Below are 24,272 nucleotides of genomic sequence, written 5' to 3'. Positions count from 1 at the left end.
CGCACAGGGGCGGCCCCGCGAACAGCGGGGCCGCCCCTGGCGTTCGCCCGGCCTGCCGCCGGACCTCGGGTCAGTTGTGGCCGAAGCGCCGCTGGTGCTTACGGGCCACATCGGCAGGGCTGCCCTGGGCCTGGGACTGGGGCTGTATCTGCGACTCGTACGAGGTCTGCTTGGCCTCATCCGCGCTGTGCTGGGAGGCGGACGCGCGGTTCTGCCGACTGCCCTGCTTGCGGTTCTTGTTCTTGGCCATGGGGTTCCTCCTGTGGGGGATCTCGGGGCCAGGGCCGCGTTCAGGCTCACATAGCGGAATAAATCACGCATGTTGGATCATTACTCTCTGTAGTGATGGTGTATTATGCGCGGTTCTTCGGGTTCGCCACGCCGATGATCGAGTTCCGGCCGTTTACCCCCGAGCATTCGGGCAGACTCGAAGGAAAACTCTTCGCAAAGACCACACCCGAACTCCCGGAAGAGGGTGGAACGCGTGGACCGTTGCGTCGTCCTGGTGGACGCCGGCTATCTGCTGGGCGCAGCCGCGAGCCTGCTGGCCGGAGAACCCGCCCGTTCCCGCATTACCGTCGACCACGCGGCCCTCATCCGGGGACTGCGCGAACTGGCGGAGGCCGATACGCGTCAGCCGCTGCTGCGCATCTATTGGTTCGACGGCGCCCCCGACCGGGTGCCGCAGCCCGAGCACCGCAGGCTGCGGGTGATGCCCCGGGTGACGGTCCGGCTCGGCGCCCTGACCCGCAGCGACGGGCGCTGGGCGCAGAAGGGCGTCGACGCCGCGATGCACGCGGAACTCACCGAGCTGGCGAGGAACCGGGCCTGTTCCGACGTGGTGCTGGTGACCGGCGACGGCGATCTGCTGCCGGGCCTGATGTCCGCGAAGGAACACGGCGTCGCCGTCCATCTGTGGGCCGTGCAGGCCGCCGACGGCGATTACAACCAGTCCGAGGACCTGGTCGCCGAGGCGGACGAACGCCGGGTGCTCGACCGGAGCTGGATCACCCGGGCCGTGCAGGCCAAGGAGACGGGCGGTGTCTGCGCCCCGCCGCCCGCGCCCGGCCCGGAGATCGCCGCGATCCTCTCCGCACCGCTGCCGGAGGCGGCGCTCGCCGCGGCCGCCGAGCGGGCTTCGCGGGAGCGGACGGCGGACGACGAGGCGGACGGCACCGCCCGGCCCTCCGAGACGGGCGGCGCCGCCGACCGGCCCGGCCAGGGCGGAAGGGCCGGCGTCCCCACCCCGAAGGACCTGGCGGGCAGCCTGCGCGGTCCGGGCGCCCAGCCCTCCACCCCCTCCGCGCCCTCGGGCGCCACCCTGCGCTGGTCCTCCGACAAGGGCTGGATCGAGCGCGGCGGACCCCTCGGCGAACCCGCCGACACCGCGTCCCTCCCCACGCTGGCCCAGCTCACCAGCGCCGAGCAGCGCTGGGCGGACCGGGAGGAGGACATCACCACCGTCGGCGGCGATCCCTTCGAGGTCGGCCAGGTCTTCGCCCGCCGCTGGATGGAACGGCTCCCCGACCACTCCCACCTGCAGAAGCTGTCCGCGATGTATCCGCGCATCCCGCACCGCATCGACGGCGAACTGCTGCGCTACGCGGCGCGCTTCGGCCTGCTCGCCCATAAGGACGACCAGATCGACGAGCACGACCGCTACGCCATCCGGGCGGGCTTCTGGCGGGAGATCGACGTACGCGCGGCGGCGGGGCGCACCCCGGTGCCCGAGCGCGCGGGCCCGTCCGGGGACTGACCGCGCGCCCGCCCCGGAACCGGCGGGGGCGTGCACCGGAGCCGGCCGTGCCCCGCCCGTACACGCCCGGAGGCGTACGGGGAGGCGACGCGTACGGAGGCATACGGGCGTGCGGGGGAGGCGGCGCGGCCGGCGGGAGTGGTGCCGGCGCCGGACCGGCATGGCCCCGGACGTGATCCGGGCGGTGCGACCCCGTACTCTCGTACCTCGTGAGTACGGGCACGGCGCAGGCGCAGACGGGGACCGGGGCCGTGTGCGCGGTGCGTGACCTGGTCAAGACCTACCCCGCCGCACGCGGGCGCCGCGGCGCGCCGGCCACCCCCGAGGTCCGCGCCACCGACGGCATCAGCCTGGACGTGCGGCGCGGCGAGATCTTCGGACTGCTCGGTCCCAACGGCGCCGGGAAGTCCACCCTGGTACGGCAGCTCACCGGGCTGATGCGGCCCGACTCCGGCAGCATCACCGTGCTCGGGCACGATCTCGTGCGCCACCCCGAACGGGCCTCCCGGCTGATCGGCTACCTCGGGCAGGAGTCCACCGCCCTCGACGAACTGACCGTGTCGCTCGCCGCCGAGACCACCGGACGGCTGCGCGGCCTCACGGCGGCCGGGGCCCGCACCGAGCGCGACGAGGTGTTCGACGAACTGGGCCTCACCGGGATCGCAGGGCGCCCGCTGAAGAAGCTCTCCGGCGGACAGCGGCGGCTCGCCTGCTTCGCCGCCGCGCTGGTCGGCGAGCGGCCCGTGCTCGTCCTGGACGAGCCGACCACCGGAATGGACCCCGTCGCGCGGCGCGCCGTCTGGGCCGCCGTGGACCGGCGCCGGGCCGAGCGCGGCACGACGGTCCTGCTGGTCACCCACAACGTCATCGAGGCGGAGACGGTCCTCGACCGGGTCGCGGTGATCGAACACGGCCGGGTCATCGCCTGCGACACGCCGAGCGGGCTCAAGGAACGCGTGGCCGGTGAGGTCCGGGTGGAGCTGATGTGGCGCGAACGGGCGCCGATGGACGTTCCCGAGGTGGCCGCGCTGCGCGCCTCGGCGCAGGAGTCCGGGCGGCGCTGGGTGCTGCGGCTCGGGCCCGACGAGGCACGCGCCGCGGTCGCCGCGGTGACCGGGGGCGCGGCGTTCGCCGCCCTCGACGACTTCACCCTGGCGACGCCCAGTCTGGAGGACGTCTACCTCGCGCTCGGCGGGGACGTGGCCAGGGGACTGGTGAAGGCGTGACCGGGGCGGCCGTGACGGGCGGGACGCCCGGGCACGCCCCCGTGGCCGGGCAGCGAGTGGACAGGAGCAGCGCCAGGTGACGAGCATCGTTCCCGCACAGGCGGTGACCGGGCCGGCCGGGCCCGCCGCCGACCGGGCCGGCGGTGGCCACGACGGGGCGGCCCCGGTGCCGCTCGCGCCGCGGGCCCGGCTGTTCCCCTCGCTCGCGGCCGTGTACCGCGCCCAGCTGTCCCGGGCCAGGGTGGCCCGGATCCCGCTGCTCTTCGTCGCGACGTTCCAGTCCATCGGGATCATGGTGCTGATGCGCGGGGTCGTCGACGGCGGCTCCGAGGCGCGGGCGGTGGTCGCCGGGTCCAGCGTCCTCGTGGTGGCGTTCGTCGCGCTCAACCTGCTCGCCCAGTACTTCGGGCAGTTGCGGGCCGGGGGCGGACTCGACCACTACGCCACCCTGCCGGTGCCGCCCGCCGCGGTGGTGCTGGGGGCGGCCGGGGCGTACGCCTCCTTCACCGTGCCCGGCACGATCGTCACCGCGGTGGCGGGCAGCGTGCTGTTCGGGCTTCCGCTGACGCATCTGTGGGTGCTCGTCGCCGTCATCCCGTTGTCCGGGGCGGCGCTCTCCGGGCTCGGCGCCGCGCTGGGGCTGCTCGCGCCCCGTCAGGAACTGGCCACGCTGCTCGGCCAACTGGGCATGTCGGCGGCGCTGCTGCTCGGCGTCCTGCCGGCCGAACGGCTGCCCGCACCGGTCGGCTGGGCGCGCGATCTGCTGCCGTCGACGTACGGGGTCGAGGCGCTCGCGCGGTCCTTCGACGCCCACCCGGACTGGGCCGCCATCGCCCTGGACCTCACCGTCTGCGCGGCCGTCGGCGTGCTCTCGCTGGCCGTGGCCACCTGGGCGTACCGCAGGGCGGCGGTCCGGTGAGGCGACGCACCGGGACGCCTGGCACCATGGCACGGTGACCGCACCCCTGACGCCGCCGCACCGGCCCTCGTCCGACGACCCCTGGCAGACCCCGCCGCAGTGGGACGGTCCCGGGGAAGAACGTTCCGGATCCACGCTCGCCGCGGGCGGGGCAAAGGACACCGGCCCGGAGCTGCTGCGTGCGGTGGTCGTCGCCCTGCTCGTGACCGTCTCCGGCGTCGGGCTCGGGGTCCTGTGGGTGTGGCTCGCGCCGAGGGTTCCGCTGATCTCCGACGGCACGGCCGTCTTCCTCCGGGACAGCGAGGGCGAGGAGGCGATCGGCGCCGACGGCACGTTCGTGCTGCTGGCCCTGGGCTTCGGGATCCTCTCCGCCGCGCTGGTCTTCTGGTTCCGGCGCCGGGGCGGCATCGCCGTGGTGGTGGCGCTCGCGGCGGGCGGGGTGCTGGGTTCCCTGCTGGCCTGGCGGCTCGGGGTGTGGCTCGGGCCGGAGCAGGACGTGGTCGCGCACGCGCGTGCGGTCGGCAGGGGGGTGGTCTTCGACGCGCCGCTCCAGCTGAGGACCGCGGCCGCGGCCTGGCTGGCCTGGCCGGTGGCGGCGATGGTGACGCATCTCGTGCTGACGGCGCTGTTCGGCCCGAGGGACCCGGAGCCGGAGTGGGGCACCTTCCCGGGGTGGGCGGCCGGCGGGCCGGTCCCGGGCGCGGAGCACGGGGCCCCCGGCCCCGGGACGTCCCCCGGCGGGAGCGCGCCGTCGGCCGGGTCGTAGGCCGCGTACGGCACCTCCGGACCGGCGCGCGGCCGGCACGGGTACCCGCCGGGCCACGGGGGCCGTCCGAGTACGTCCAGTACGAGGGTTTCCGGCCGGCACACCGAGAGCACGCACCGGACGCGCTCCTTGACGGGCAAACGTTGCCTGCCGCGGCACTAGCCGCGGCCGATCTCCGCGAACACCGCTCCCGTCAGCGACGCCAGATCATCGGGGGACAGCTCGACCTCCAGCCCGCGGCGGCCGGCCGAGACGCAGATCGTCGGGTGCGCCCGCGCCGACGCGTCCAGCACCGTGCGCAGCCGCTTGCGCTGGCCCAGCGGCGAGATGCCGCCCCGTACATAACCGGTGGTGCGTTCCGCCGCCGCCGGGTCGGCCATGGCGGCCCGTTTGCCGCCGACGGCGGTGGCCAGGGCTTTGAGGTCGAGGGAACCGGCCACCGGCACGACCGCGACGGTGAGGGTGCCGTCCACGTCGGCGACCAGGGTCTTGAAGACCCGGTCGGGGGAGACGCCCAGGGCCTCGGCCGCCTCCTCGCCGTAGGAGGGGGACGCCGGATCGTGTGCGTAGGAGTGCACGGTGAACGCCGCCCCCGCCGCGGTCAGCGCGACCGTGGCGGGGGTCCCGCCGGACTGCTGCTTCTTCGGTTTCTTCGCCACGGTGAGGGTTCCTCGGGGGTCGGTCCGCCGGCCGTACCGGGCCGGTCCGCCGGTCAGTTGGGGTGGGTCGGGGCGCGCGTCAGTTCCACGGCGGGCAGTGACGGGAGATGCCGTATGACGGCGGTCTCGGCGCGCAGCATCGTGAGTTCCTCACGCAGCCTGGTCGCGGTGTCGGGCGCCTGGAGCAGCCGCTGCTTCGTCGGGACGTCGAGCACGGCCGCCGCCGCGACGAGGTACGAGACGACCGAGGGGTCGTCGGGCAGCTCCGCCCCCGTCGTCAGGGACCGTCGGCTCGCCCCCGCCAGACGCTTCTGGTAGCCCCGGAACGCCCGCAGCACGCCCTCGGCGAGCGCGCCCGCCTCCTCGCCCGGCTTCTCGTCCAGTTCCCGGAGCTCCGCCGTCAGATAGGGGCCGCTCGCGTCGACGGAGAGCAGTTCCACCCGGGTGGTGCCGGTCGCGAGGACCTCGAAGGTGCCGTCCGCCCGTTCCCGGATCTTCGCCGCATCGGCGACGCAGCCCACCGGGTGGAAGGCCCGGATCGGGTCGGGGCCGAAGCCGTCCGCGGCGTCGCGGACGGCCCAGGCGCGCTCCGCCTCCGGCATCCCGGTGGCTGTCGGGGCGACCTCGTGGCCGTCCCGGATCGCGACGACCGCGAAACGGCGGGGCTCGTCCTCGTCGGTGCGGAGCAGTTCGCGCATCATGGCGCGATATCGCTCCTCGAAGACGTTCAGCGGCAGCACGAGGCCCGGGAAAAGCACCGCGTTGAGCGGGAACAGGGGCAGGCGAGCGGTGGTCACAGCGGTCAAGCGTAATGGCCGCGCGGACGGCCCCGGCGGGCCCGCCCCCGCAGGGGCGCCGTACCGGCCGCCCGGGCCCCCGCTTCCCGGCGCACTTCGAGGAACCGCCCCAGCGGGTCGTCGGAGACCGAGGCCCACGGGAACGACGTCGCATGGGGCCCGATCCGCCGGAACTGCTCCAGCGCCGCGTCCCAGCGGCCCCGGGCGGCCAGCACGAACGCCAGCAGGTTGCGGACCTCGGCGGGCCAGGGGTCGCCCGGCGCGAACGAGGCGGACAGGGTGATCGCCAGGTCCGCCGCCGCGTCGATCCGGTCCTCCGGCACCGAGGTGGTCCGTGTCCCGGGCCCCTCGGTCAGCAGGGCGTACGCCGCGCGCAGGGGCAGCGCCCGCACCAGCGAGCCGGGCAGCGCGTCCCCGGCGGCCCGCTCGGCGAAGTCGAAGCACTCGCGGTGCGAGCCGTGCCAGGCGTCGGAGAGGTACCGCAGGGCCGCGACGTGGCAGCCGTAGTGGTGCGAGGAGCGTCGCACCGCCTGCTCCCACAGCGCCTCGAAGGCGGTGTGCGCGGCCCGGGTGCCACGGGCGTGGTCGAGCGCGAGCCGCCATGGCACCGGATCGCGCGGATCGGCCTTTGCCGCCGCGGTGACCAGCGGTGTCACCTCGCGCAGCCGTTCGGCCCGTACGGGCGACTCCCAGGCCCTGCGGACCGCCACCTCGGCCTGGACCAGCAGCGCGTCGGGGTCGTGCGGGGCGGCGGCCAGCCACGCGGTCAGCCAGGCGTCGCGGTTGCGGGCGAACGCGACGATCCGGCCGAGGTACCGGTCGCGGTTCTCCCATTCGGCGCCGGACCGGGTGGCGGCGAGGAGTTCCGCCGCGGGCCCGTACGCCCCGAGGGCTGCGGCGACGAGCACGGGGGAGAGCCGCTCGTCGGGGGCGTCGAGCAGCACCGCGGCGTCGGCCATCAGCCCGGCGACCTCCTGGGGGAGGGCCGGGACGCGCGCGGTACGGAACAGGGAACGGAGGAGTGACATGGTGCGGACCATTGAAAAGCGCTGGTCGGGACGGCGCCAGTGGGGGGCTGTGAAGCTTTGGTGCCGAGTGGACGGGATGTGTCGGACGGGGCGCGAAGAAGTGCGGGGAGTGCGGGGAACGCGGGCGAGGAGCGCGGGGAGCCGGGGTGTTCCCGCCGCCCGGCCGGTGGCGCCCGGCGCCACCGGCCGGGCGACCGGACCTCTGGCCCGGCCGGCCCCGCCGACGCCCCCCGCTCCTTCGCGCTCGTGCGTCTTCCCGCGCCCCGGCCCGGCCCCGGCCGTCCGGCCCGGCGTACGGCTCAGCCCCGGCGCAGCAGCCGGGTGGCGCCGGTCGCGACCGTCGTGGCCAGGATCCAGCCCAGCAGGATCAGCACGGCCGACCCCCACTGCCAGCCGTCCTTCATCCGCCAGTAGCCGTCCTGGCCGAGGTTGATCACCGGGATCAGCAGATCGAGCGCGTACAACGCGGGGTTCCACTCCGGGTACTCGTCCTCCTTGATCGGTGCCGGGGCGTGCCGCGAGAAGGCCAGGGTCCCCGCCGCCCACAACACCGCCATCCACACCGCCGCCCGCCCCGGCCGGTAGCCGTACGCCACCGTCCAGTCCTGGAGGAAGCCCCAGAGCTTCGCGGCGAGCGGCAGCGTCTCGCGCCGCCGACGCTGCTTGGCCAGCAGCACCTCGCGGGCGTCGGCGTCCTCCCCGCAGCTGCGCAGCACCGCCGCCAGGCGCTCATAGGGCTCCGGCACGTACTCCGGGGTCGCGGCGGCCACCCACTCCAGGCGGCGGGCGAGCGGGAAGTGCCCGTACGGGACGAGGCTCTCGTACACGAACCCGCCCATCACCAGACCGCCGGGCCCCGGCCAGCTGGTCGACACGTCGATCAACGTGACCACGCGCGCGCCGTTCAGCACGACCCGGCCCTCCTCCGGCCGCTCCGCGTTGAACCGCAGCTCCGGGGTGACGATCCGGCGCAGCGACAACTCCTCGTGCCGGGCCAGCACGAACCGCGCCTTGTGCAGGTCGACCGCGTCCCCGAACCGCCCGTCGTCCAGTCGCACCCCGCCCCGGCACTCGAAGATCTGCGAACGCGTGCCGCGCGCCGGGGTCGGCGCCATGACGATGCCGTATGGGGGAGTGGTGCCCTGGATGCCGGTGTCGACGCTCACCCACGCCTCGCTCATGTACAGCGACCGCTCCACCGTGAGCTGCGGCGCGTTCAGCGCGCGCCGTCCCTCCCGGCCGCGCAGCCGGCTGCCGCGCAGGCTGAGCGAACCGCCCACTTTCGCCCCGCGCAGACTCAGCTCGCCCCGCGCCTCCACCAACTCCGCCTGGAGGTCCTGGGCGACCGCGAGACCGTCGCCGGCCAGCGCCCGCCCATGGCGGTCGGGGCCGATCTCGATCTGGTTGATCAGCAGGTCGGTGCCGATCTGGGCGTCGGTGAGCCTGATCCCGCGGCGGACCCGGCAACGGGGCAGATGCAGATCGCCCTCGGTCCGCAGCCGGGCCGCCTCCAGCCGGGGCAACGCGCAGCCGACGATCCGCAGTGTCGTGAAGTGGCATTCGGGGAACACCACCTCGTTCTCGAAGCGGCAGCCGGTCAGCTCGACATACGGCGCGACACGCCCGCCCGCCAGATCCAATGTGCCGGAGATCCGCACCCCGCGGAGCTTCAGCGCCGCGACCCGTCCGGGACGCGGCGGCGGCCCGGACAGCAGCAGCCGGGCGACGACACGCCCGTCCACACTCCGTTCCGGACCCCAGACGCACGGGGCGAACGGGTCGTCCCGCGCGGGGTCGCGGGCCCGCAGATCGTAGGTGCTGCCGTTCCGGAACGCCTGCCACATGCCCAGCTCCGCCGCGCTGAGACCGTCCGGGAAGTCGCCGTCATGCTCGGTCACGGGTGTTACCCCCTTCCGCTCGGAGCTGTTCTTCCCTCTGCGTGACGACGTGAACGCTATTCGTCAGCGGTGATGGCCGGGACGCGTATCAGCCGATGAAGCGGTGACGGGCGGGACACGTATCAGCCAGTGATACGGACAGCGGGACGGCGGGTGCGGTCTGCGAGAATTGCGATGTGATCTCTCGAATCGATCTGCGCGGCGACGCCCTCCCCGGGGGTCGAGCCCTGCGCGCCCTGCTGCCCCGTGCCGAGTTCGACGTGGAAGCCGCCCTGGAGAAGGTGCGGCCCATCTGCGAGGACGTGCATCATCGGGGCGACGCGGCGCTGATCGAGTACGCGGAGAGGTTCGACGGCGTGCGCCTGGACCGGGTGCGCGTCCCCGCCGCCGCGCTCACCGACGCCCTGGCCGGACTGGACCCGCTCGTCCGGGCGGCCCTGGAGGAGTCGATCGCGCGCGCCACCCGCGTCCACGCCGAGCAGCGCCGCGCCCCGCACGCGGTCCGGGTCGTGCCCGGCGGCACCGTCACCGAGAAGTGGGTGCCGGTGGAACGGGTCGGCCTCTACGCGCCCGGCGGCCGGTCCGTCTACCCCTCCTCCGTGATCATGAACGCCGTGCCCGCACAGCAGGCCGGCGTCGCCTCCGTCGCGCTGGCGTCCCCGCCGCAGAAGGAGTTCGGCGGCCTGCCGCACCCGACGATCCTCGCCGCCTGCGCCCTCCTCGGCATCGACGAGGTGTACGCGGCCGGCGGCGCCCAGGCCGTCGCGATGTTCGCGTACGGCACCGAGACCTGTGCGCCCGCCAACATGGTCACCGGCCCCGGCAACATCTGGGTCGCTGCGGCCAAGCGCCACTTCACGGGACGCATCGGCATCGACACCGAGGCCGGACCGACCGAGATCGCCGTCCTCGCCGACGACACCGCCGACCCGGTGCACGTCGCCTCCGACCTCATCAGCCAGGCCGAGCACGACCCGCTCGCGGCCGCCGTGCTCGTCACCGACTCCGAGGAGCTCGCGAACGCGGTCGCCAAGGAGCTGGAGCCGCAGATCGCCGCCACCAAGCACGTCGAGGACCGGATCGTCCCGGCCCTGAGCGGCAAGCAGTCCGCGATCGTCCTGGTCGACGGCCTCGACGAGGGACTGCGCGTGGTCGACGCGTACGGCGCCGAGCACCTGGAGATCCAGACCGCCGACGCCGCCGCCGTCGCGGAGCGCGTGAAGAACGCGGGCGCGATCTTCGTCGGCCCCTGGTCCCCGGTCTCGCTCGGCGACTACTGCGCGGGCTCCAACCACGTGCTGCCGACCGGCGGCTGCGCCTGCCACTCCTCCGGGCTCTCCGTGCAGTCCTTCCTGCGCGGCGTCCACGTCGTCGACTACTCGCGCGACGCCCTCGCCGACGTGGCGCACCACGTGGTCACGCTCGCCGAGGCCGAGGACCTGCCCGCCCACGGCGCGGCCGTCAAGGCCCGCTTCGGATGGAAGGTGCCGAACCGGTGAGCGCGTCCCCCGAACGTTCCGTACGCATCGACGACCTCCCCGTCCGGGACGAGCTGCGCGGCAAGTCCCCCTACGGGGCGCCGCAGCTCGACGTGCCCGTACGGCTGAACACCAACGAGAACCCCTACCCGCTGCCCGAGGCGCTCGTCGACCGGATCGCCGAACGCGTCCGCGAGGCCGCCCGCGACCTCAACCGCTACCCCGACCGGGACGCCGTCGAGCTGCGCACCCAGCTCGCCCGCTACCTCAGTCGGACCGCCGGGCACGAGGTCGGACCCGCCCACGTCTGGGCCGCCAACGGCTCCAACGAGGTGCTCCAGCAGCTCCTCCAGACCTTCGGCGGCCCCGGGCGCACCGCGATCGGCTTCGAGCCCTCGTACTCCATGCACGCCCTCATCGCCCGCGGCACCGGAACCGGCTGGATCTCCGGACCGCGCAACGAGGACTTCACCATCGACGTCGAGGCCGCCCGGAAGGAGATCGCCGAGCGTCGGCCCGACATCGTCTTCATCACCTCGCCCAACAACCCCACCGGCACCGCCGTCGACGCCGACACCGTCCTCGCCCTGTACGAGGCGGCCCAGGAGGCCAAGCCGTCGATGGTCGTCGTCGACGAGGCGTACGGCGAGTTCAGCCACCATCCCTCGCTGCTCCCGCTGATCGAGGGCCGACCGCACCTGGTGCTCTCACGCACCATGTCGAAGGCGTTCGGCGCCGCCGGGCTCCGCCTCGGCTACCTCGCCGCCGACCCGGCCGTCGTCGACGCGGTCCAGCTCGTGCGGCTGCCGTACCACCTGTCCTCCATCACACAGGCCACCGCCCTCGCCGCGCTGGAGCACACCGATACGCTGCTGGGGTACGTCGCCCAGCTCAAGAGCGAGCGGGACCGGATCGTCGAGGAGCTGCGTGCCAAGGGCTTCGAGGTCGTCGAATCGGACGCCAACTTCGTCCAGTTCGGCCGCTTCGCCGACAGCCACACCGCCTGGCGTTGGATCCTCGACCGGGGCGTCCTGGTCCGGGACAACGGCGTACCGGGATGGCTGCGGGTCTCCGCGGGCACCCCGGCCGAGAACGACGCGTTCCTCGACGCGGTCGACGGACTGCTCGACGGACCCGCGGCCGACGCACCCACGGCGTCGGCCGCACGTGAGATCAAGAAGGAGCACGACGCATGACCCGCGCGGGCCGCGTAGGCCGGGTGGAACGCACCACCAAGGAAACCTCGGTGCTCGTCGAGATCGACCTCGACGGCACCGGCACGGTCGACATCTCGACCGGTGTCGGCTTCTACGACCACATGCTCGATCAGCTCGGCCGGCACGGGCTCTTCGACCTCACGGTCAAGACCGAAGGCGACCTGCACATCGACACCCACCACACCATCGAGGACACCGCCCTCGCGCTCGGCGGCGCCTTCAAGCAGGCGCTCGGCGACAAGTCGGGCATCTACCGCTTCGGCAACTGCACCGTCCCGCTGGACGAGTCGCTCGCCCAGGTCACCGTGGACCTCTCCGGCCGCCCCTACCTGGTGCACACCGAGCCGGAGAACATGGCGCCCATGATCGGCACCTACGACACGACGATGACCCGGCACATCCTGGAGTCCTTCGTCGCCCAGGCGCAGATCGCCCTGCACGTCCACGTCCCGTACGGGCGCAACGCCCACCACATCGTGGAGTGCCAGTTCAAGGCACTGGCCCGCGCCCTGCGCTACGCCAGCGAGCGCGACCCGCGGGCCACCGGGATCATCCCCTCCACGAAGGGCGCGCTGTGACCGGTCTCAGCACCATATTGATCGTCGTCGGCCTGTTCCTGGCCGGCGGCGTCTATTCCTTCTCGAAGCAGAAGATGCCCAGGGGCGTCATCGTCCTGCTCGGGCTCGCGTCCGCGATGTGCCTGGTCGCGGGCGTCATGCGGATCCAGGGACTCTGGGACTGAGGTACGACCGGTGAACGACAGCAAGAAGAGCGGGAAGAAGGTCGTCGTCTTCGACTACGGCTTCGGCAACGTCCGGTCCGCCGAACGGGCCCTCGCCCGCGTCGGCGCGGACGTCGAGATCACCCGCGACTACGACGCGGCGATGAACGCCGACGGGCTGCTGGTGCCCGGCGTCGGCGCGTTCTCCGCCTGCATGGAGGGGCTGCGCAAGGCCCGCGGCGAATGGATCATCGGCCGCAGGCTGTCCGGCGGCCGGCCCGTCATGGGCATCTGCGTCGGGATGCAGATCCTCTTCGAACGCGGCATCGAGCACGGCGTGGAGGCCGCGGGGCTGGACGAGTGGCCCGGCACCGTCGGCCCGCTGAAGGCCCCGGTCGTGCCGCACATGGGCTGGAACACCGTGCGTCCCCCCGAGGACTCCCGACTGTTCGCCGGGCTCGACCCGGACGCCCGGTTCTACTTCGTGCACTCCTACGCCGTGCACGAGTGGACCCTGGAGGTCACCAACCCCAGGATCCCCGCGCCCCGGGTCACCTGGGCCACCCACGGCGAGCCGTTCGTCGCCGCCGTGGAGAACGGTGCCCTGTGGGCCACCCAGTTCCACCCCGAGAAGTCCGGCGATGCCGGCGCCCAGCTGCTGACCAACTGGATTGAGACGCTGTAATGCCGAAGCTTGAACTCCTCCCCGCCGTCGACGTCCGCGACGGCCAGGCCGTCCGCCTCGTCCACGGCGAGTCCGGTTCCGAGACCTCCTACGGCGACCCGCTGGAGGCGGCCCTCGCCTGGCAGCGGGCGGGCGCGGAATGGCTGCACCTCGTCGACCTGGACGCCGCGTTCGGCACCGGGGACAACCGGGAGCAGATCGCCGAGGTCGCCCGCTCCATGGACATCAAGGTCGAGCTCTCCGGCGGCATCCGCGACGACGCCTCGCTCGCCGCCGCCCTCGCCACCGGCTGCACCCGGGTTAACCTCGGCACCGCCGCCCTGGAGACCCCCGAATGGGTGGCCAAGGTCATCGCCGAGCACGGCGACAAGATCGCCGTCGGGCTCGACGTCCGCGGCACGACGCTGCGCGGCCGGGGCTGGACCCGGGACGGCGGCGACCTCTACGAGACACTGGCCCGCCTCGACTCCGAAGGCTGCGCCCGCTACGTCGTCACCGACATCGCCAAGGACGGCACCCTCCAGGGCCCCAACCTGGACCTCCTGAAGAACGTCTGCGCCGCCACCGACAAGCCCGTCGTCGCCTCCGGCGGCGTCTCCTCGCTCGACGACCTGCGCGCCCTCTCCACGCTCGTCCCGGACGGCGTCGAGGGCGCGATCGTGGGCAAGGCGCTGTACGCGAAGGCGTTCACCCTCGAAGAGGCGTTGAAGGTGGTCGCGGAATGACCGACTCCGTCAACCGCGTCTCCTCCGGCGCCCCCTGGGAGGAGCGGTTCGGCTACTCCCGCGCGGTCCAGCTGCCGAACGGGCTCGTCCTGGTCTCCGGCTGCACCTCCGTGGAGAACGGCCAGATCTCCCCGGGCGGCCCGTACGAGCAGACCGTCACCTCCTTCAAGGTCGCCTTCGACGCCCTGAAACAGCTCGGCCTGGGCCGCGAGGACGTCGTGCGCACCCGGATGTACGTCACCCACGCCCGGGACGTGGACGAGGTGGGCCGCGCCCACAAGGAGCTGTTCGACGACGTGCGCCCCGCCGCTTCGATGCTCATCGTGGCGGGCCTCGTGGACCCGAGCCTCGTCGTCGAGGTCGAGGTCGAGGCGTACCGGGGAGGCGGGCGATGAGCCTCGCGGTACGCGTCATCCCGTGCCTGGACGTGGACGCCGGCCGGGTCGTCAAGGGCGTCAACTTCCAGAACCTGCGCGACGCGGGCGACCCCGTCGAGATGGCCAAGCTGTACGACGCCGAGGGCGCCGACGAACTGACCTTCCTCGACATCACCGCATCCAGCGGCGACCGGGAGACCACCTACGACGTGGTGCGGCGCACCGCCGAACAGGTGTTCATCCCGCTCACGGTCGGCGGCGGCGTCCGCACCACCGACGACGTCGACAAGCTGCTGCGGGCCGGCGCGGACAAGGTCGGCGTCAACACCGCCGCGATCGGCCGCCCCGACCTCATCCGGGAGATCGCCGAGCGTTTCGGCAGCCAGGTCCTGGTGCTCTCCGTGGACGCCCGGCGCACGCCGACCGGAGGCTTCGAGGTGACCACGCACGGCGGGCGCCGGGGCACCGGCATCGACGCCGTCGAATGGGCGCACCGGGCCGCCGAACTGGGCGCGGGCGAGATCCTGCTCAACTCGATGGACGCCGACGGCACCAAGGACGGCTACGACACCGAGATGATCACGGCGGTCCGCGAGCACGTGACCGTCCCCGTCATCGCCTCCGGAGGCGCCGGCCGGCTCGCGGACTTCGCGCCGGCCATCGCCGCGGGGGCCGACGCGGTGCTCGCCGCGTCCGTCTTCCACTTCGGCGATCTGCGGATCTCCGAGGTCAAGGCGGCGCTCCGGGAGGCCGGACACCCGGTCCGCTGACCGCACCGGCAGCCCGTCGGTCCGCCGTACCGGCCGCGCATCGGCCGGTACGGCGGACCGGGCTCCCGAAGCCGATCCGCCGACGGGGCTACATGCCCAGCTCCGCCGTCCGCAGCCGGGACACCGCCTCCTGGTCGCCGTCGAGCCCCACCTCCGCCGCGTCCTGCCTGCCGAACGCGAAGAGCAGCAGCTCGCCCGGCTCGCCGGTCACCGTCACCACCGGGGCGCCCTTGTGCGCCACCACCGTCTGGCCGTCCGGACGGCGCAGCACCAGTCCCACCGGTGACCTGCGGCCCAGCATCCGCGCCGTCCGCTCGGTCCGTGACCACAGCAGATCGGCGAAGACCGGGTCCAGTTCGCGCCGCGACCAGTCCGGCTGGGCCCGGCGCACGTCCTCCGTGTGGACGTAGAACTCGACGGTGTTGGCGGCCTCGTCGATCTGCTTCAGACCGAACGGGGACATCTTCGGCGGCCCGGTGCGGATGAGCTGGATCAGCTCTTCGTACGGCTTCGCCGCGTACTCGGCCTGCACCCGTTCGAGCCGGTTCTTCAGAACGCCCAGCACCACACCTCCCGCCGCGTCCGGTCGGCGCTCCCGCACCACCACGTGGGCGGCCAGGTCCCGGGCCGTCCAGCCCCGGCACAGGGTGGGGGCCTCCGGTCCCGCCGCTTCCAACAGGTCGGCGAGCAGAAGCCGTTCACGCTTCGCATGGGTCGACATGTCCGCCAGCGTACGACCGCCGCGCCCGGTCCGCCCAGTGGACGGCGCACCGGGCCGACCCCGCGGCCACGGCACAATGGGCGCATGACCAGCGCCCCCGCCCCCGGCACCCCGGCACCGCAGAGCAACCTCGACCCGGCCATCGCCGCCCGTCTCAAGCGCGGCGCCGACGGGCTCTTCCCGGCCATCGCCCAGCAGTACGACACCGGCGAGGTGCTGATGCTCGGCTGGATGGACGACGAGGCCCTGCACCGCACCCTCACCACCGGACGCTGCACCTACTGGTCCCGCAGCCGCCGGGAGTACTGGGCCAAGGGCGACACCTCGGGCCACACCCAGACGGTCAAGTCCGTCGCCCTCGACTGCGACGCCGACACCGTCCTCGTCAAGGTCGACCAGAAGGGCGCCGCCTGCCACACCGGCGACCGCACCTGCTTCGACGCCGACGTCCTCCCACTGGCCCAGTAGGGTTCGGCGCCATGGATCTCGACACGTTCCGCAAACTGGCCATCGAACGGCGCGTCATCCCCGTCAGCCGCAGACTCCTCGCGGACGGCGACACCCCCGTCGGCCTCTACCGCAAACTCGCGGGCGGGCGCACCGGTACCTTCCTCCTGGAATCCGCGGAGAACGGCCGCACCTGGTCGCGCTACTCCTTCATCGGCGTACGCAGCGCCGCCACCCTCACCGCACGCGACGGGCGGGCGCACTGGCTGGGCACGCCGCCCGTCGGCGTCCCCGTCGACGGCGACCCGCTGGAGGCCCTGCGCGCCACCATCGAAGCCCTGCACACCCCCCGCGACCTGGTCGCGGACGCCGGACTGCCGCCGTTCACCGGAGGCATGGTCGGCTACCTCGGCTACGACGTGGTGCGCCGCCTGGAACGGATCGGCGACAGCACGACGGACGACCTCCGCCTCCCCGAGCTGACCATGCTGCTCACCTCGGACCTGGCCGTCCTCGACCACCGGGACGGCAGCGTGCTGCTGATCGCCAACGCGATCAACCACAACGACCTCGCCACCGGCGTCGACGAGGCGTACGCGGACGCCGTCGCACGCCTCGACGCCATGGAACGCGACCTCTCACGCCCCGTCGAGAACGCCCCCGCCGTCCTCCCGCCGTCCGAACTGCCCCCGTACACCGCGCGCTGGGGCGGCGAGTCGTACCAGGACGCCGTCGACGAGGTGAAGGAACGCATCAGGGCCGGCGAGGCGTTCCAGGTCGTCCCCTCCCAGCGCTTCGAGACCCCGTGCGCGGCGAGCGCGCTGGACGTCTACCGGGTGCTGCGCGCCACCAATCCGTCCCCGTACATGTACCTCCTCCGCTTCGACGGCTTCGATGTCGTGGGCTCCAGCCCGGAGGCCCTCGTCAAGGTGGAGGACGGGCAGGCCATGCTCCACCCGATCGCCGGGACCAGGCACCGCGGCGCCACCCCGCAGGAGGACCAGGCCCTCGCCGACGAGCTCCTCGCCGACCCGAAGGAGCGCGCCGAGCACCTCATGCTCGTCGACCTCGGCCGCAACGACCTGGGGCGGGTCTGCGAACCCGGCAGCGTCGAGGTCGTCGACTTCATGTCGATCGAGCGGTACTCGCACGTGATGCACATCGTCTCCACCGTCACGGGACGGGTCGCCGAGGGCCACACCGCCTTCGACGTGCTCACCGCCTGCTTCCCCGCGGGCACCCTCTCCGGAGCCCCCAAGCCCCGCGCCATGCAGATCATCGAAGAACTGGAACCGACCCGCCGCGGGCTGTACGGCGGCTGCGTCGGCTACCTCGACTTCGCCGGGGACTCCGACACCGCCATCGCCATCCGGACCGCGCTGCTCCGGGACGGCACCGCCTACGTCCAGGCCGGGGCGGGCGTCGTCGCCGACTCCGACCCGGTCGCCGAGGACACCGAGTGCCGCAACAAGGCCGCGGCCGTGCTCCGGGCCATCCACACCGCCAACCGCCTGCACGGCGCGTGAGGGGGTGACGGCCCTCGCCGCGGCGGGCGGGGGACCGGGGCAGCGGGACCCCGCGTCCGGCCGCGGACCGGGCCGTGAGGGATAGTGGGGTGCGTGAGCGCTGTCCCCGTACCCCAGCCCCAGGCCCGCACGGCCGCCGCACCCGGCGCCGCGGGAAGCCGCCGCAGCCTGGCCCTCGGCCTGATCCTCGGGGCGGCCGGCGCCGCCGTCGTCCTGCTCGCCTCCGGCCAGACCTGGGCCGAGGGCCGGGCGGCCGTCGGCGGCGGCTCCCTGCCCCTGACCGCCGACGGCCGGGACGTCACCGGCCTCCCGGCAGCCCTCGCCGTCGTCGGCCTGGCCGCCCTCGTCGCCGTCTTCGCCGTCCGCGGCGTCGGCCGGCTGGTCGTCGCCGGGCTGCTCGCCCTCAGCGGCCTCGGCGCCGCACTGAGCGCTTGCCTCGCCGCCTCCGACAGTGCCGCACTGGACGAGAAGGCCGCGCAGACCACCGGCGACACCTCGGCCACCGTCCAGGCCCTCGCCCACACGCCCTGGCCCTACGTCACCGCCGCGGGCGGCCTGCTGATCCTCCTCGCCGGACTGCTCGCCCTGCGCTACGGCCGGCTCTGGCCCGGCATGTCGGGACGGTACGAACGGAACGGCACCCCCCGCCCGCGCCGGGCCGCAACCCTGGACCCGGACCGGCCCGAGGATCTCTGGAAGGCCCTGGACCAGGGCGAGGACCCGACGCGCTAGGAAGGCGCCGGGGCCCCCGGCCGGATCAGTGAGCGGCGTCCGGCCCGTGCGGCCGCACGGCGCCGAAGCGGCCTCATGACGGAGCCATTAGGCTGTTTCGGCAACGCCGCGGAACGCGGGCCAAGAGCCGCGAGCCCGGCCGGACCTCCAGTACCCACCCGGGGCATGCCCCCAGCTCACGTCCTGTTTCCGCGTACGGGACAATGGGCCCGAGCTTTCTGCACAGCGGGACCAACAGCGCCACCAGCTTTGCGTACAGCGACACCAACAGCGCAACACCAACAAGGAGCAACTCATGGCGGGCAGCAGCCACGGACACACCCCGGCCGCCTGGACCGGTGTCATCATCTCCTTCTTCGGCTTCTGCGCCGGAGGCGTCTTCATGGTCGCCGCCAACCCGGTCGGCTTCTGGGCCAGCATCGGCGTCATCCTCCTCGGCGGGATCGTCGGCCTCGGGATGAAGATGGCGGGCCTCGGTACGCCGAAGGAGACGGCGGAGGTGGCTGCCGCCAGGGCGCGCGCCGCCGAGGCGCAGGTCTCCTGACGCACGCGCGATCCCCGCGCACACAAGGCGCGGCCCGGGAACGGGCTGCGCCTTTCCGCGTCAGCGGGGACAATCACCGGGTGGACGCATCGCCGACCCCCGCCGCCCCGCCGACGCGCGGCCCCGGCCCCGCCGGGGCCGGACGCCCGCCGACGCCCGTGCCCCCGTACCTCCCGCCGCCCCCCGCCTCCGGACCGGTCGCCCGACTGCGGCGGCTCGCCGCTCCGGTGGCCACCCTGGCCGTCGTCGTCGGGGCCTTCGGCTACGTCGGCGCCGTCGACCCCAACGAACCGGGCCACTACCCGGTCTGCCCGCTGCTCCGCCTCACCGGCCTGTACTGCCCCGGCTGCGGCGGGCTGCGCAGTGCCCACGCCTTCGCGCACGGCGACCTCGCCGCCGCCCTCGGGTCCAATGCGCTCGCCGTGGCCGGCTATGTGCTCTTCGCCGTCCTCTGGGTGGTCTGGACGGCCCGGGCCGTCCGGGGAAGGCCCATGGCCCTCGCCGCGCGCCCAGCCGTCTGGTGGGGGATCGGTGCCGTGCTGATCGTCTTCTCGGTGGTCCGGAACCTGCCGTTCGGATCGGCGCTGGCGCCCTGACCGTCCGGTCCGTGGGACGTCCACCGGCCGGATTCGGGCCCCGGCCCTCCTGCGGATAGCATTGACGTGGCTGATCCTGTTTCCTCATCACTCTCCCGAAAGGGGGCCGCTCGCGTGAGTGTGCTCGACGAGATCATCGACGGCGTACGAGCCGACCTCGCGGAGCGGCAGGCGCGGGTGGGCCTCGACGAGCTGAAGGAACGCGCGCGGCGCGCTCCCGCGGCCAAGGACGGAGCCGCCGCCCTGCGGGGCGAAGGCGTCAGCGTCATCTGCGAGGTGAAGCGCTCCAGCCCCTCCAAGGGGGCGCTCGCCGCGATCGCCGACCCCGCCGGGCTCGCCGCGGAGTACGAGGCGGGCGGCGCGTCCGTCATCTCGGTCCTCACCGAGCAGCGCCGGTTCGGCGGATCGCTCGCCGACCTGGAGGCCGTCCGCGCCAAGGTCGACATCCCGGTCCTGCGCAAGGACTTCATCGTCACCTCGTACCAGCTCTGGGAGGCCCGCGCCTACGGCGCCGACCTCGCCCTGCTGATCGTCGCAGCCCTCGACCAGGAGGCCCTGGTCTCCCTGATCGAGCGGGCCGAGTCCATCGGCCTGACGCCGCTCGTCGAGGTGCACGACGAGGAGGAGGCCGAGCGCGCCCTCGCCGCCGGGGCGAAGGTCATCGGCGTCAACGCGCGCAACCTGAAGGACCTCACGGTCGACCGCTCCACCTTCGAGCGCGTCGCCCCCGAGATCCCGGACCACATCGTCAAGATCGCCGAGTCCGGCGTCCGCGGCCCGCATGACCTGATCGCGTACGCCAACGCGGGCGCCGACGCGGTGCTCGTGGGCGAGTCCCTGGTCACCGGCCGTGACCCGCGCGGCGCCGTCGCCGACCTGGTCGCCGCGGGCGCCCACCCGGCGCTGCGGCACGGACGGGACTGACCGGGACCATGGCCGCCGACCGTCCCGAGCCGTCCCGCATCCAGGGCCCGTGCCCGGCCGGTGCCGGGGCTGCCCGGAGCCCGCGCGCGCGGTCCGCGCGCGGTCGCTGCCTGGCGGCCGGCTACCCCCAGCCGAGGCGCTGCGCGCCGCCCTTCTGGCACCGCGGCTGCCGCGCCCCCGCGCGCCGGGTGCACGGCCGTCGGGTGCGGTACGCGATCGGCGACGAGCCCGGCCAGGTCAACGGCATGCGATGGCGCCCGGGGACCGCGCCGTAGCGAGCCCCGGCCGCGTACCCGCACCACCTCTGTACGTATGACCGCACCGCCCGACCGCTCCAGGTCGCGGCGGCGTTCGGCTCGCGGCGCATACGGTGAACCCACCTGTTGCGATGTCGAGGAGCACGTCGGATGTCATCTGACTTCTTCATCCCGGACCCGGAGGGTCTGGTTCCCAGCGCCGAGGGGTACTTCGGCGCGTTCGGCGGCAAGTTCATCCCGGAGGCGCTGGTCGCCGCCGTGGACGAGGTCGCCGTCGAGTACGACAAGGCCAAGGCCGACCCGGCCTTCGCCGCAGAGCTCAACGCGCTGATGGTCGACTACACCGGCCGCCCCAGCGCGCTGACCGAGGTCCGGCGCTTCGCCGAGCACGCCGGCGGTGCCCGGATCTTCCTCAAGCGCGAGGACCTGAACCACACCGGCTCGCACAAGATCAACAACGTGCTGGGCCAGGCACTGCTCACCCGGCGCATGGGCAAGACCCGGGTGATCGCCGAGACCGGCGCCGGCCAGCACGGCGTCGCCACCGCGACCGCCTGCGCGCTCTTCGGGCTCGACTGCACCATCTACATGGGCGAGATCGACACCCGGCGGCAGGCCCTGAACGTGGCGCGGATGCGGATGCTCGGCGCCGAGGTCATCGCCGTGAAGTCCGGCTCCCGGACGCTCAAGGACGCCATCAACGAGGCGTTCCGCGACTGGGTCGCCAATGTGGACCACACGCACTACCTCTTCGGCACCGTCGCCGGACCGCACCCCTTCCCCACCATGGTCCGCGACTTCCACCGGGTCATCGGCGTCGAGGCGCGCCGTCAGATCCTGGAGCACACCGGCCGGCTGCCGGACGCCGCGGTCGCCTGCGTCGGAGGCGGTTCCAACGCCATCGGGCTCTTCCACGCCTTCATCCCGGACGCCCGTGTCCGGCTGATCGGCTGCGAGCCCGCGGGGCACGGAGTGGAGACCGGCGAGCACGCGGCGACCCTGACCGCGGGCGAGCCCGGCATCCTGCACGGCTCGCGCAGCTACGTCCTCCAGGACGACGAGGGCCAGATCACCGAGCCGTACTCCATCTCGGCCGGTCTGGACTACCCGGGCATCGGCCCGGAGCACGCGTATCTGAAGGACACCGGCCGCGGCGAGTACCGCGCGGTCACCGACGACGCCGCCATGCAGGCGCTGCGCCTCCTCTCCCGCACCGAGGGCATCATCCCGGCGATCGAGAGCGCCCACGCGCTGGCCGGGGCGCTGGAGGTCGGCAAGGAACTCGGCAAGGACGGTCTGCTCGTGGTCAATCTCTCCGGCCGCGGCGACAAGGACATGGACACGGCCGCCCGCTACTTCGGGCTGTACGACGAGACCGAGGGGGCCGCCGAGGCCGGTGCGGCCGACGGGGAAGAGGAGGTCGCGAAGTGAGCGGCAATGTGGAGTTGCTGAGTTCCACCCTCGCGCGGGCGAAGGCCGAGAACAGGGCGGCGCTCATCGCGTACCTCCCGGCGGGCTTCCCGACCGTCGACGGCGGGATCGCCGCGGCCAAGGAGGTCGTGGCGGGCGGCGCGGACATCGTCGAGGTGGGCCTGCCGCACAGCGACCCGGTCCTCGACGGCCCGGTCATCCAGACCGCCGACGACATCGCCCTGCGCGGCGGCGTCAGGATCGCGGACGTGATGCGCACGGTCCGCGAGGCGCACGAGGCGACCGGGGCCCCGATCCTCGTCATGACGTACTGGAACCCGATCGACCGGTACGGCGTGGAGCGCTTCACCGCCGAACTCGCCGAGGCGGGCGGCGCCGGGTGCATCCTGCCCGACCTGCCGGTCCAGGAGTCGGCGCTGTGGCGCGAGCACGCGGGCAAGCACGGTCTGGCGACCGTCTTCGTCGTCGCGCCCAGCAGCAAGGACGAGCGCCTGGCCACCATCACGGCGGCCGGTTCCGGCTTCGTCTACGCGGCCTCGCTGATGGGTGTCACCGGCACCCGTGAGTCCGTCGGCGAGCAGGCCCAGGACCTGGTCGAGCGCACCCGCGCCACCACGTCCCTCCCGGTCTGTGTGGGCCTCGGCGTCTCCAACGCCCGGCAGGCCGCCGAGGTCGCGGGCTTCGCCGACGGGGTGATCGTCGGCTCCGCCTTCGTCAAGTGCCTGCTCGACGCACCCGACGAGGAGGCGGGCCTGGCCGCGGTCCGCACGCTGGCGGGTGAACTCGCGGAGGGCGTGCGCAAGCGCTGAGTGAGGGTCCGGCCGCGAGGCCCGCGGCCGGATTTTCCGCATCGGGTGTCATCCGAACGAGTGGACCTGGACCGGGGAGGCGCGCGGGCGCCTCCCCGATTCGTTGCTGCGGGTGTGAGCGAGAAGAACGAACACGGAAAAAGGGCGGCGCGCGAACGGCTCGCCCGGCAGCGCGAGCGCGACAAGGCCAGAGAGCGCCGCAGGCGGTCGCTGATCGTCGGCGGGGCCGTGGTGGGTGTGCTGGGGCTGGCCGCCGTCGTCGGCGTGATCGCCGCGAACACGGGCGGCAAGGGGGAGAAGGGCAAGGCGGCGGGCCCCCTCGTCGCACCGTCCGGCGCCACCGGCAAGGACAGCCTGGCCATCCGGGTCGGCCCGGACGAGGCCCCGTCCACGATCACGATCTGGGAGGACTTCCGCTGCCCCGTCTGCGCCCAGCTCGAGAACGTGTTCCGGGACACCTTCCAGGAGCTGGAGCGAGCGGGCCGGATCAAGATCGACTACCACCTCGCCACGATCATCGACGGCAACCTCGGCGGCTCCGGGTCGCTGCGGGCGGCGAACGCCGCGGCCTGCGCGCAGGACTTCGGCAAGTTCGCCCCTTACCACGACGTGCTCTTCAGCAACCAGCCGCAGGAGGCCGTCGACGACTTCGCGGACAACGACAAGCTGATCGGCCTCGCGGGCAAGGTCCCGGACCTCGACACCCCGGCCTTCCGCAGCTGTGTGAACGACGGGAAGCACGACAGCTGGGTCCAGAAGTCGAACACGGCGTTCCGGAACAGTGGATTCAACGGCACGCCGACGGTGCTGCTCAACGGCGAGCCGATCTTCCCGAAGAAGGGGAACGAACCGATCACCGTGGCGAACCTGAAGAAGTGGGTCGCCGAGGCCGAGAAGAGCAAGAAGCCCGCCGCGGCACCGCCCGCACCCACCGCGCCGGGGTCCGCCGAGGCCACATCCACCGCGCCCGGGTCCGCCGCCACATCCACCGCGCCGGGCTTCGCCGAGGCCCCACCCGCCACACCGGGGTCCGCCCCGGCCGTGCCCACCACGCCCGAGTCCGCCGCGCTCACCCCCGCCCCGGCGGGGTCCTGACCGGCGCCCGACGACGGCCCGGGACCAGCCTTCGCTGCCCGGGCCGTGGGGGCCGATCGCCGTCCCGGAGCCGACTGGGAGAGCGGCCCGCGGAGGGCTCGGGCCACGAGGGGGACGGGCGCGCGGCGAGCGGGGCGCGAGAGGAATCGGCGGCGAGCCCGTTACGCA

Annotated in this window: 28 protein-coding genes; 22 read left to right on the top strand and 6 right to left on the bottom strand. The window is 73.5% G+C overall.

Annotated features, from left to right (window positions below; genetic code table 11):
- Positions 1–70: 70 nt before the first annotated feature.
- Positions 71–250 (bottom strand): hypothetical protein, encoded by a 180-nt coding sequence (locus ACIHCL_RS01275; RefSeq protein ID WP_399855505.1) that lies wholly within the window; start codon positions 248–250, stop codon positions 71–73.
- A 225-nt stretch (positions 251–475) separates the two neighbouring features.
- On the opposite strand from ACIHCL_RS01275, the gene ACIHCL_RS01270 reads away from it, so the two are divergent.
- From ACIHCL_RS01270 to ACIHCL_RS01255, 4 genes are all read left to right on the top strand, one after another.
- Positions 476–1,756 (top strand): NYN domain-containing protein, encoded by a 1,281-nt coding sequence (locus ACIHCL_RS01270; RefSeq protein WP_399855502.1) that lies wholly within the window; start codon positions 476–478, stop codon positions 1,754–1,756.
- 251 nt (positions 1,757–2,007) lie between these two features.
- Entirely contained in the window at positions 2,008–2,982 is a 975-nt protein-coding gene (locus ACIHCL_RS01265) for an ABC transporter ATP-binding protein (protein WP_399857083.1), read from the top strand.
- A 166-nt stretch (positions 2,983–3,148) separates the two neighbouring features.
- Complete coding sequence (locus ACIHCL_RS01260; RefSeq protein ID WP_399857081.1) at positions 3,149–3,901, top strand: ABC transporter permease; 753 nt, start codon at positions 3,149–3,151, stop codon at positions 3,899–3,901.
- A gap of 34 nt (positions 3,902–3,935) precedes the next feature.
- Complete coding sequence (locus ACIHCL_RS01255) at positions 3,936–4,667, top strand: ABC transporter permease (protein WP_399855499.1); 732 nt, start codon at positions 3,936–3,938, stop codon at positions 4,665–4,667.
- A 158-nt stretch (positions 4,668–4,825) separates the two neighbouring features.
- On the opposite strand, the gene ybaK is transcribed toward ACIHCL_RS01255, so the two are convergent.
- The 4 genes from ybaK to ACIHCL_RS01235 form a co-directional block, all read right to left on the bottom strand.
- Complete coding sequence (ybaK, locus tag ACIHCL_RS01250) at positions 4,826–5,326, bottom strand: Cys-tRNA(Pro) deacylase (protein WP_399855497.1); 501 nt, start codon at positions 5,324–5,326, stop codon at positions 4,826–4,828.
- A gap of 53 nt (positions 5,327–5,379) precedes the next feature.
- Positions 5,380–6,123, bottom strand: coding sequence for an LON peptidase substrate-binding domain-containing protein (locus ACIHCL_RS01245; RefSeq protein ID WP_399855495.1), 744 nt, complete (start codon positions 6,121–6,123; stop codon positions 5,380–5,382).
- A 5-nt stretch (positions 6,124–6,128) separates the two neighbouring features.
- Complete coding sequence (locus ACIHCL_RS01240; RefSeq protein ID WP_399855492.1) at positions 6,129–7,163, bottom strand: hypothetical protein; 1,035 nt, start codon at positions 7,161–7,163, stop codon at positions 6,129–6,131.
- 287 nt (positions 7,164–7,450) lie between these two features.
- The gene (locus ACIHCL_RS01235; protein WP_399855490.1) at positions 7,451–9,049 is read right to left on the bottom strand and encodes an oxidoreductase; all 1,599 of its coding nucleotides are present in this window, start codon (positions 9,047–9,049) and stop codon (positions 7,451–7,453) included.
- A 176-nt stretch (positions 9,050–9,225) separates the two neighbouring features.
- On the opposite strand from ACIHCL_RS01235, the gene hisD reads away from it, so the two are divergent.
- Genes hisD through hisF form a run of 8 tightly spaced genes read left to right on the top strand, consistent with a single transcriptional unit; the run spans position 9,226 to position 15,022 of the window.
- A complete protein-coding gene (hisD, locus tag ACIHCL_RS01230; RefSeq protein WP_399855487.1) occupies positions 9,226–10,548 on the top strand; it encodes a histidinol dehydrogenase in 1,323 nt (440 codons plus the stop codon).
- Positions 10,545–11,723, top strand: a complete 1,179-nt coding sequence (locus ACIHCL_RS01225) for a histidinol-phosphate transaminase (RefSeq protein WP_399855485.1) — start codon at positions 10,545–10,547, stop codon at positions 11,721–11,723. The genes hisD and ACIHCL_RS01225 overlap by 4 nt, the downstream gene beginning before the upstream one ends.
- Positions 11,720–12,322, top strand: coding sequence for an imidazoleglycerol-phosphate dehydratase HisB (gene hisB / locus ACIHCL_RS01220; RefSeq protein ID WP_399855482.1), 603 nt, complete (start codon positions 11,720–11,722; stop codon positions 12,320–12,322). Before ACIHCL_RS01225 ends, hisB begins: the two co-directional genes overlap by 4 nt.
- A complete protein-coding gene (locus ACIHCL_RS01215) occupies positions 12,319–12,486 on the top strand; it encodes a hypothetical protein (RefSeq protein WP_399855480.1) in 168 nt (55 codons plus the stop codon). Before hisB ends, ACIHCL_RS01215 begins: the two co-directional genes overlap by 4 nt.
- 10 nt (positions 12,487–12,496) lie before the next feature.
- Positions 12,497–13,150 carry an imidazole glycerol phosphate synthase subunit HisH gene (hisH, locus tag ACIHCL_RS01210; RefSeq protein WP_399855477.1) on the top strand — a complete coding sequence of 218 codons (654 nt, stop codon included), beginning with the start codon at positions 12,497–12,499 and terminating at the stop codon, positions 13,148–13,150.
- Positions 13,150–13,875 (top strand): bifunctional 1-(5-phosphoribosyl)-5-((5-phosphoribosylamino)methylideneamino)imidazole-4-carboxamide isomerase/phosphoribosylanthranilate isomerase PriA, encoded by a 726-nt coding sequence (gene priA / locus ACIHCL_RS01205; RefSeq protein ID WP_399855474.1) that lies wholly within the window; start codon positions 13,150–13,152, stop codon positions 13,873–13,875. The genes hisH and priA overlap by 1 nt, the downstream gene beginning before the upstream one ends.
- Complete coding sequence (locus tag ACIHCL_RS01200; protein WP_399855472.1) at positions 13,872–14,270, top strand: RidA family protein; 399 nt, start codon at positions 13,872–13,874, stop codon at positions 14,268–14,270. The genes priA and ACIHCL_RS01200 overlap by 4 nt, the downstream gene beginning before the upstream one ends.
- Positions 14,267–15,022, top strand: coding sequence for an imidazole glycerol phosphate synthase subunit HisF (hisF, locus tag ACIHCL_RS01195; protein ID WP_399855470.1), 756 nt, complete (start codon positions 14,267–14,269; stop codon positions 15,020–15,022). Before ACIHCL_RS01200 ends, hisF begins: the two co-directional genes overlap by 4 nt.
- 88 nt (positions 15,023–15,110) lie before the next feature.
- Here the strand turns inward: hisF and ACIHCL_RS01190 are convergent, their stop codons facing one another.
- Positions 15,111–15,743 carry a TIGR03085 family metal-binding protein gene (locus ACIHCL_RS01190; protein ID WP_399855467.1) on the bottom strand — a complete coding sequence of 211 codons (633 nt, stop codon included), beginning with the start codon at positions 15,741–15,743 and terminating at the stop codon, positions 15,111–15,113.
- A gap of 84 nt (positions 15,744–15,827) precedes the next feature.
- Here ACIHCL_RS01190 and hisI point away from each other — a divergent pair, with 84 nt between their 5' ends.
- The 10 genes from hisI (at position 15,828) to ACIHCL_RS01140 (ending at position 24,104) form a co-directional block, all read left to right on the top strand.
- Positions 15,828–16,211: a phosphoribosyl-AMP cyclohydrolase gene (gene hisI / locus ACIHCL_RS01185; protein ID WP_399855464.1), complete on the top strand. Its 384-nt coding sequence runs from the start codon at positions 15,828–15,830 to the stop codon at positions 16,209–16,211.
- Between the two features lie 11 nt (positions 16,212–16,222).
- Positions 16,223–17,716, top strand: a complete 1,494-nt coding sequence (locus ACIHCL_RS01180; RefSeq protein ID WP_399855462.1) for an anthranilate synthase component I — start codon at positions 16,223–16,225, stop codon at positions 17,714–17,716.
- Positions 17,717–17,800: 84 nt separating this feature from the next.
- Positions 17,801–18,448 carry a TIGR02234 family membrane protein gene (locus tag ACIHCL_RS01175; protein WP_399855459.1) on the top strand — a complete coding sequence of 216 codons (648 nt, stop codon included), beginning with the start codon at positions 17,801–17,803 and terminating at the stop codon, positions 18,446–18,448.
- A 295-nt stretch (positions 18,449–18,743) separates the two neighbouring features.
- Positions 18,744–18,992 carry an HGxxPAAW family protein gene (locus ACIHCL_RS01170; RefSeq protein WP_399855456.1) on the top strand — a complete coding sequence of 83 codons (249 nt, stop codon included), beginning with the start codon at positions 18,744–18,746 and terminating at the stop codon, positions 18,990–18,992.
- An 80-nt stretch (positions 18,993–19,072) separates the two neighbouring features.
- Complete coding sequence (locus ACIHCL_RS01165; protein WP_399855454.1) at positions 19,073–19,588, top strand: DUF2752 domain-containing protein; 516 nt, start codon at positions 19,073–19,075, stop codon at positions 19,586–19,588.
- A 114-nt stretch (positions 19,589–19,702) separates the two neighbouring features.
- On the top strand, positions 19,703–20,512 hold the full coding sequence (trpC, locus tag ACIHCL_RS01160; RefSeq protein ID WP_399855452.1) for an indole-3-glycerol phosphate synthase TrpC: 810 nt from the start codon (positions 19,703–19,705) through the stop codon (positions 20,510–20,512).
- A gap of 8 nt (positions 20,513–20,520) precedes the next feature.
- Positions 20,521–20,787: a tryptophan biosynthesis modulator TrpM gene (gene trpM, locus ACIHCL_RS01155; protein WP_399855449.1), complete on the top strand. Its 267-nt coding sequence runs from the start codon at positions 20,521–20,523 to the stop codon at positions 20,785–20,787.
- Between the two features lie 132 nt (positions 20,788–20,919).
- A complete protein-coding gene (trpB, locus tag ACIHCL_RS01150; protein WP_399855446.1) occupies positions 20,920–22,200 on the top strand; it encodes a tryptophan synthase subunit beta in 1,281 nt (426 codons plus the stop codon).
- Positions 22,197–23,009, top strand: coding sequence for a tryptophan synthase subunit alpha (trpA, locus tag ACIHCL_RS01145; RefSeq protein ID WP_399855441.1), 813 nt, complete (start codon positions 22,197–22,199; stop codon positions 23,007–23,009). The genes trpB and trpA overlap by 4 nt, the downstream gene beginning before the upstream one ends.
- Before the next feature lie 114 nt (positions 23,010–23,123).
- Positions 23,124–24,104 (top strand): thioredoxin domain-containing protein, encoded by a 981-nt coding sequence (locus ACIHCL_RS01140; RefSeq protein ID WP_399855439.1) that lies wholly within the window; start codon positions 23,124–23,126, stop codon positions 24,102–24,104.
- Positions 24,105–24,272: the final 168 nt, after the last annotated feature.

Origin of the sequence: Streptomyces sp. NPDC052042 (genome assembly GCF_044548345.1) — a bacterium.
In the GTDB taxonomy this organism is placed as follows: Bacteria; Actinomycetota; Actinomycetes; order Streptomycetales; family Streptomycetaceae; genus Streptomyces.
Note: the sequence above shows the minus strand (reverse complement) of the source record. Positions and strands in the feature narration are given on the sequence as shown.

What these genes read in the sequence shown, in the direction of transcription:
- ACIHCL_RS01240 (WP_399855492.1), bottom strand. Translation starts at nt 7,163, where the DNA reads ATGGTCCGCACCATGTCACTCCTCCGTTCCCTGTTCCGTACCGCGCGC.
- hisB (WP_399855482.1), top strand. Translation starts at nt 11,720, where the DNA reads ATGACCCGCGCGGGCCGCGTAGGCCGGGTGGAACGCACCACCAAGGAA.
- hisI (WP_399855464.1), top strand. Translation starts at nt 15,828, where the DNA reads ATGACCAGCGCCCCCGCCCCCGGCACCCCGGCACCGCAGAGCAACCTC.
- priA (WP_399855474.1), top strand. Translation starts at nt 13,150, where the DNA reads ATGCCGAAGCTTGAACTCCTCCCCGCCGTCGACGTCCGCGACGGCCAG.
- ACIHCL_RS01200 (WP_399855472.1), top strand. Translation starts at nt 13,872, where the DNA reads ATGACCGACTCCGTCAACCGCGTCTCCTCCGGCGCCCCCTGGGAGGAG.
- ACIHCL_RS01170 (WP_399855456.1), top strand. Translation starts at nt 18,744, where the DNA reads ATGGCGGGCAGCAGCCACGGACACACCCCGGCCGCCTGGACCGGTGTC.
- ACIHCL_RS01190 (WP_399855467.1), bottom strand. Translation starts at nt 15,743, where the DNA reads ATGTCGACCCATGCGAAGCGTGAACGGCTTCTGCTCGCCGACCTGTTG.
- trpM (WP_399855449.1), top strand. Translation starts at nt 20,521, where the DNA reads ATGGCCGCCGACCGTCCCGAGCCGTCCCGCATCCAGGGCCCGTGCCCG.
- ACIHCL_RS01275 (WP_399855505.1), bottom strand. Translation starts at nt 250, where the DNA reads ATGGCCAAGAACAAGAACCGCAAGCAGGGCAGTCGGCAGAACCGCGCG.
- hisF (WP_399855470.1), top strand. Translation starts at nt 14,267, where the DNA reads ATGAGCCTCGCGGTACGCGTCATCCCGTGCCTGGACGTGGACGCCGGC.
- ACIHCL_RS01180 (WP_399855462.1), top strand. Translation starts at nt 16,223, where the DNA reads ATGGATCTCGACACGTTCCGCAAACTGGCCATCGAACGGCGCGTCATC.
- trpB (WP_399855446.1), top strand. Translation starts at nt 20,920, where the DNA reads ATGTCATCTGACTTCTTCATCCCGGACCCGGAGGGTCTGGTTCCCAGC.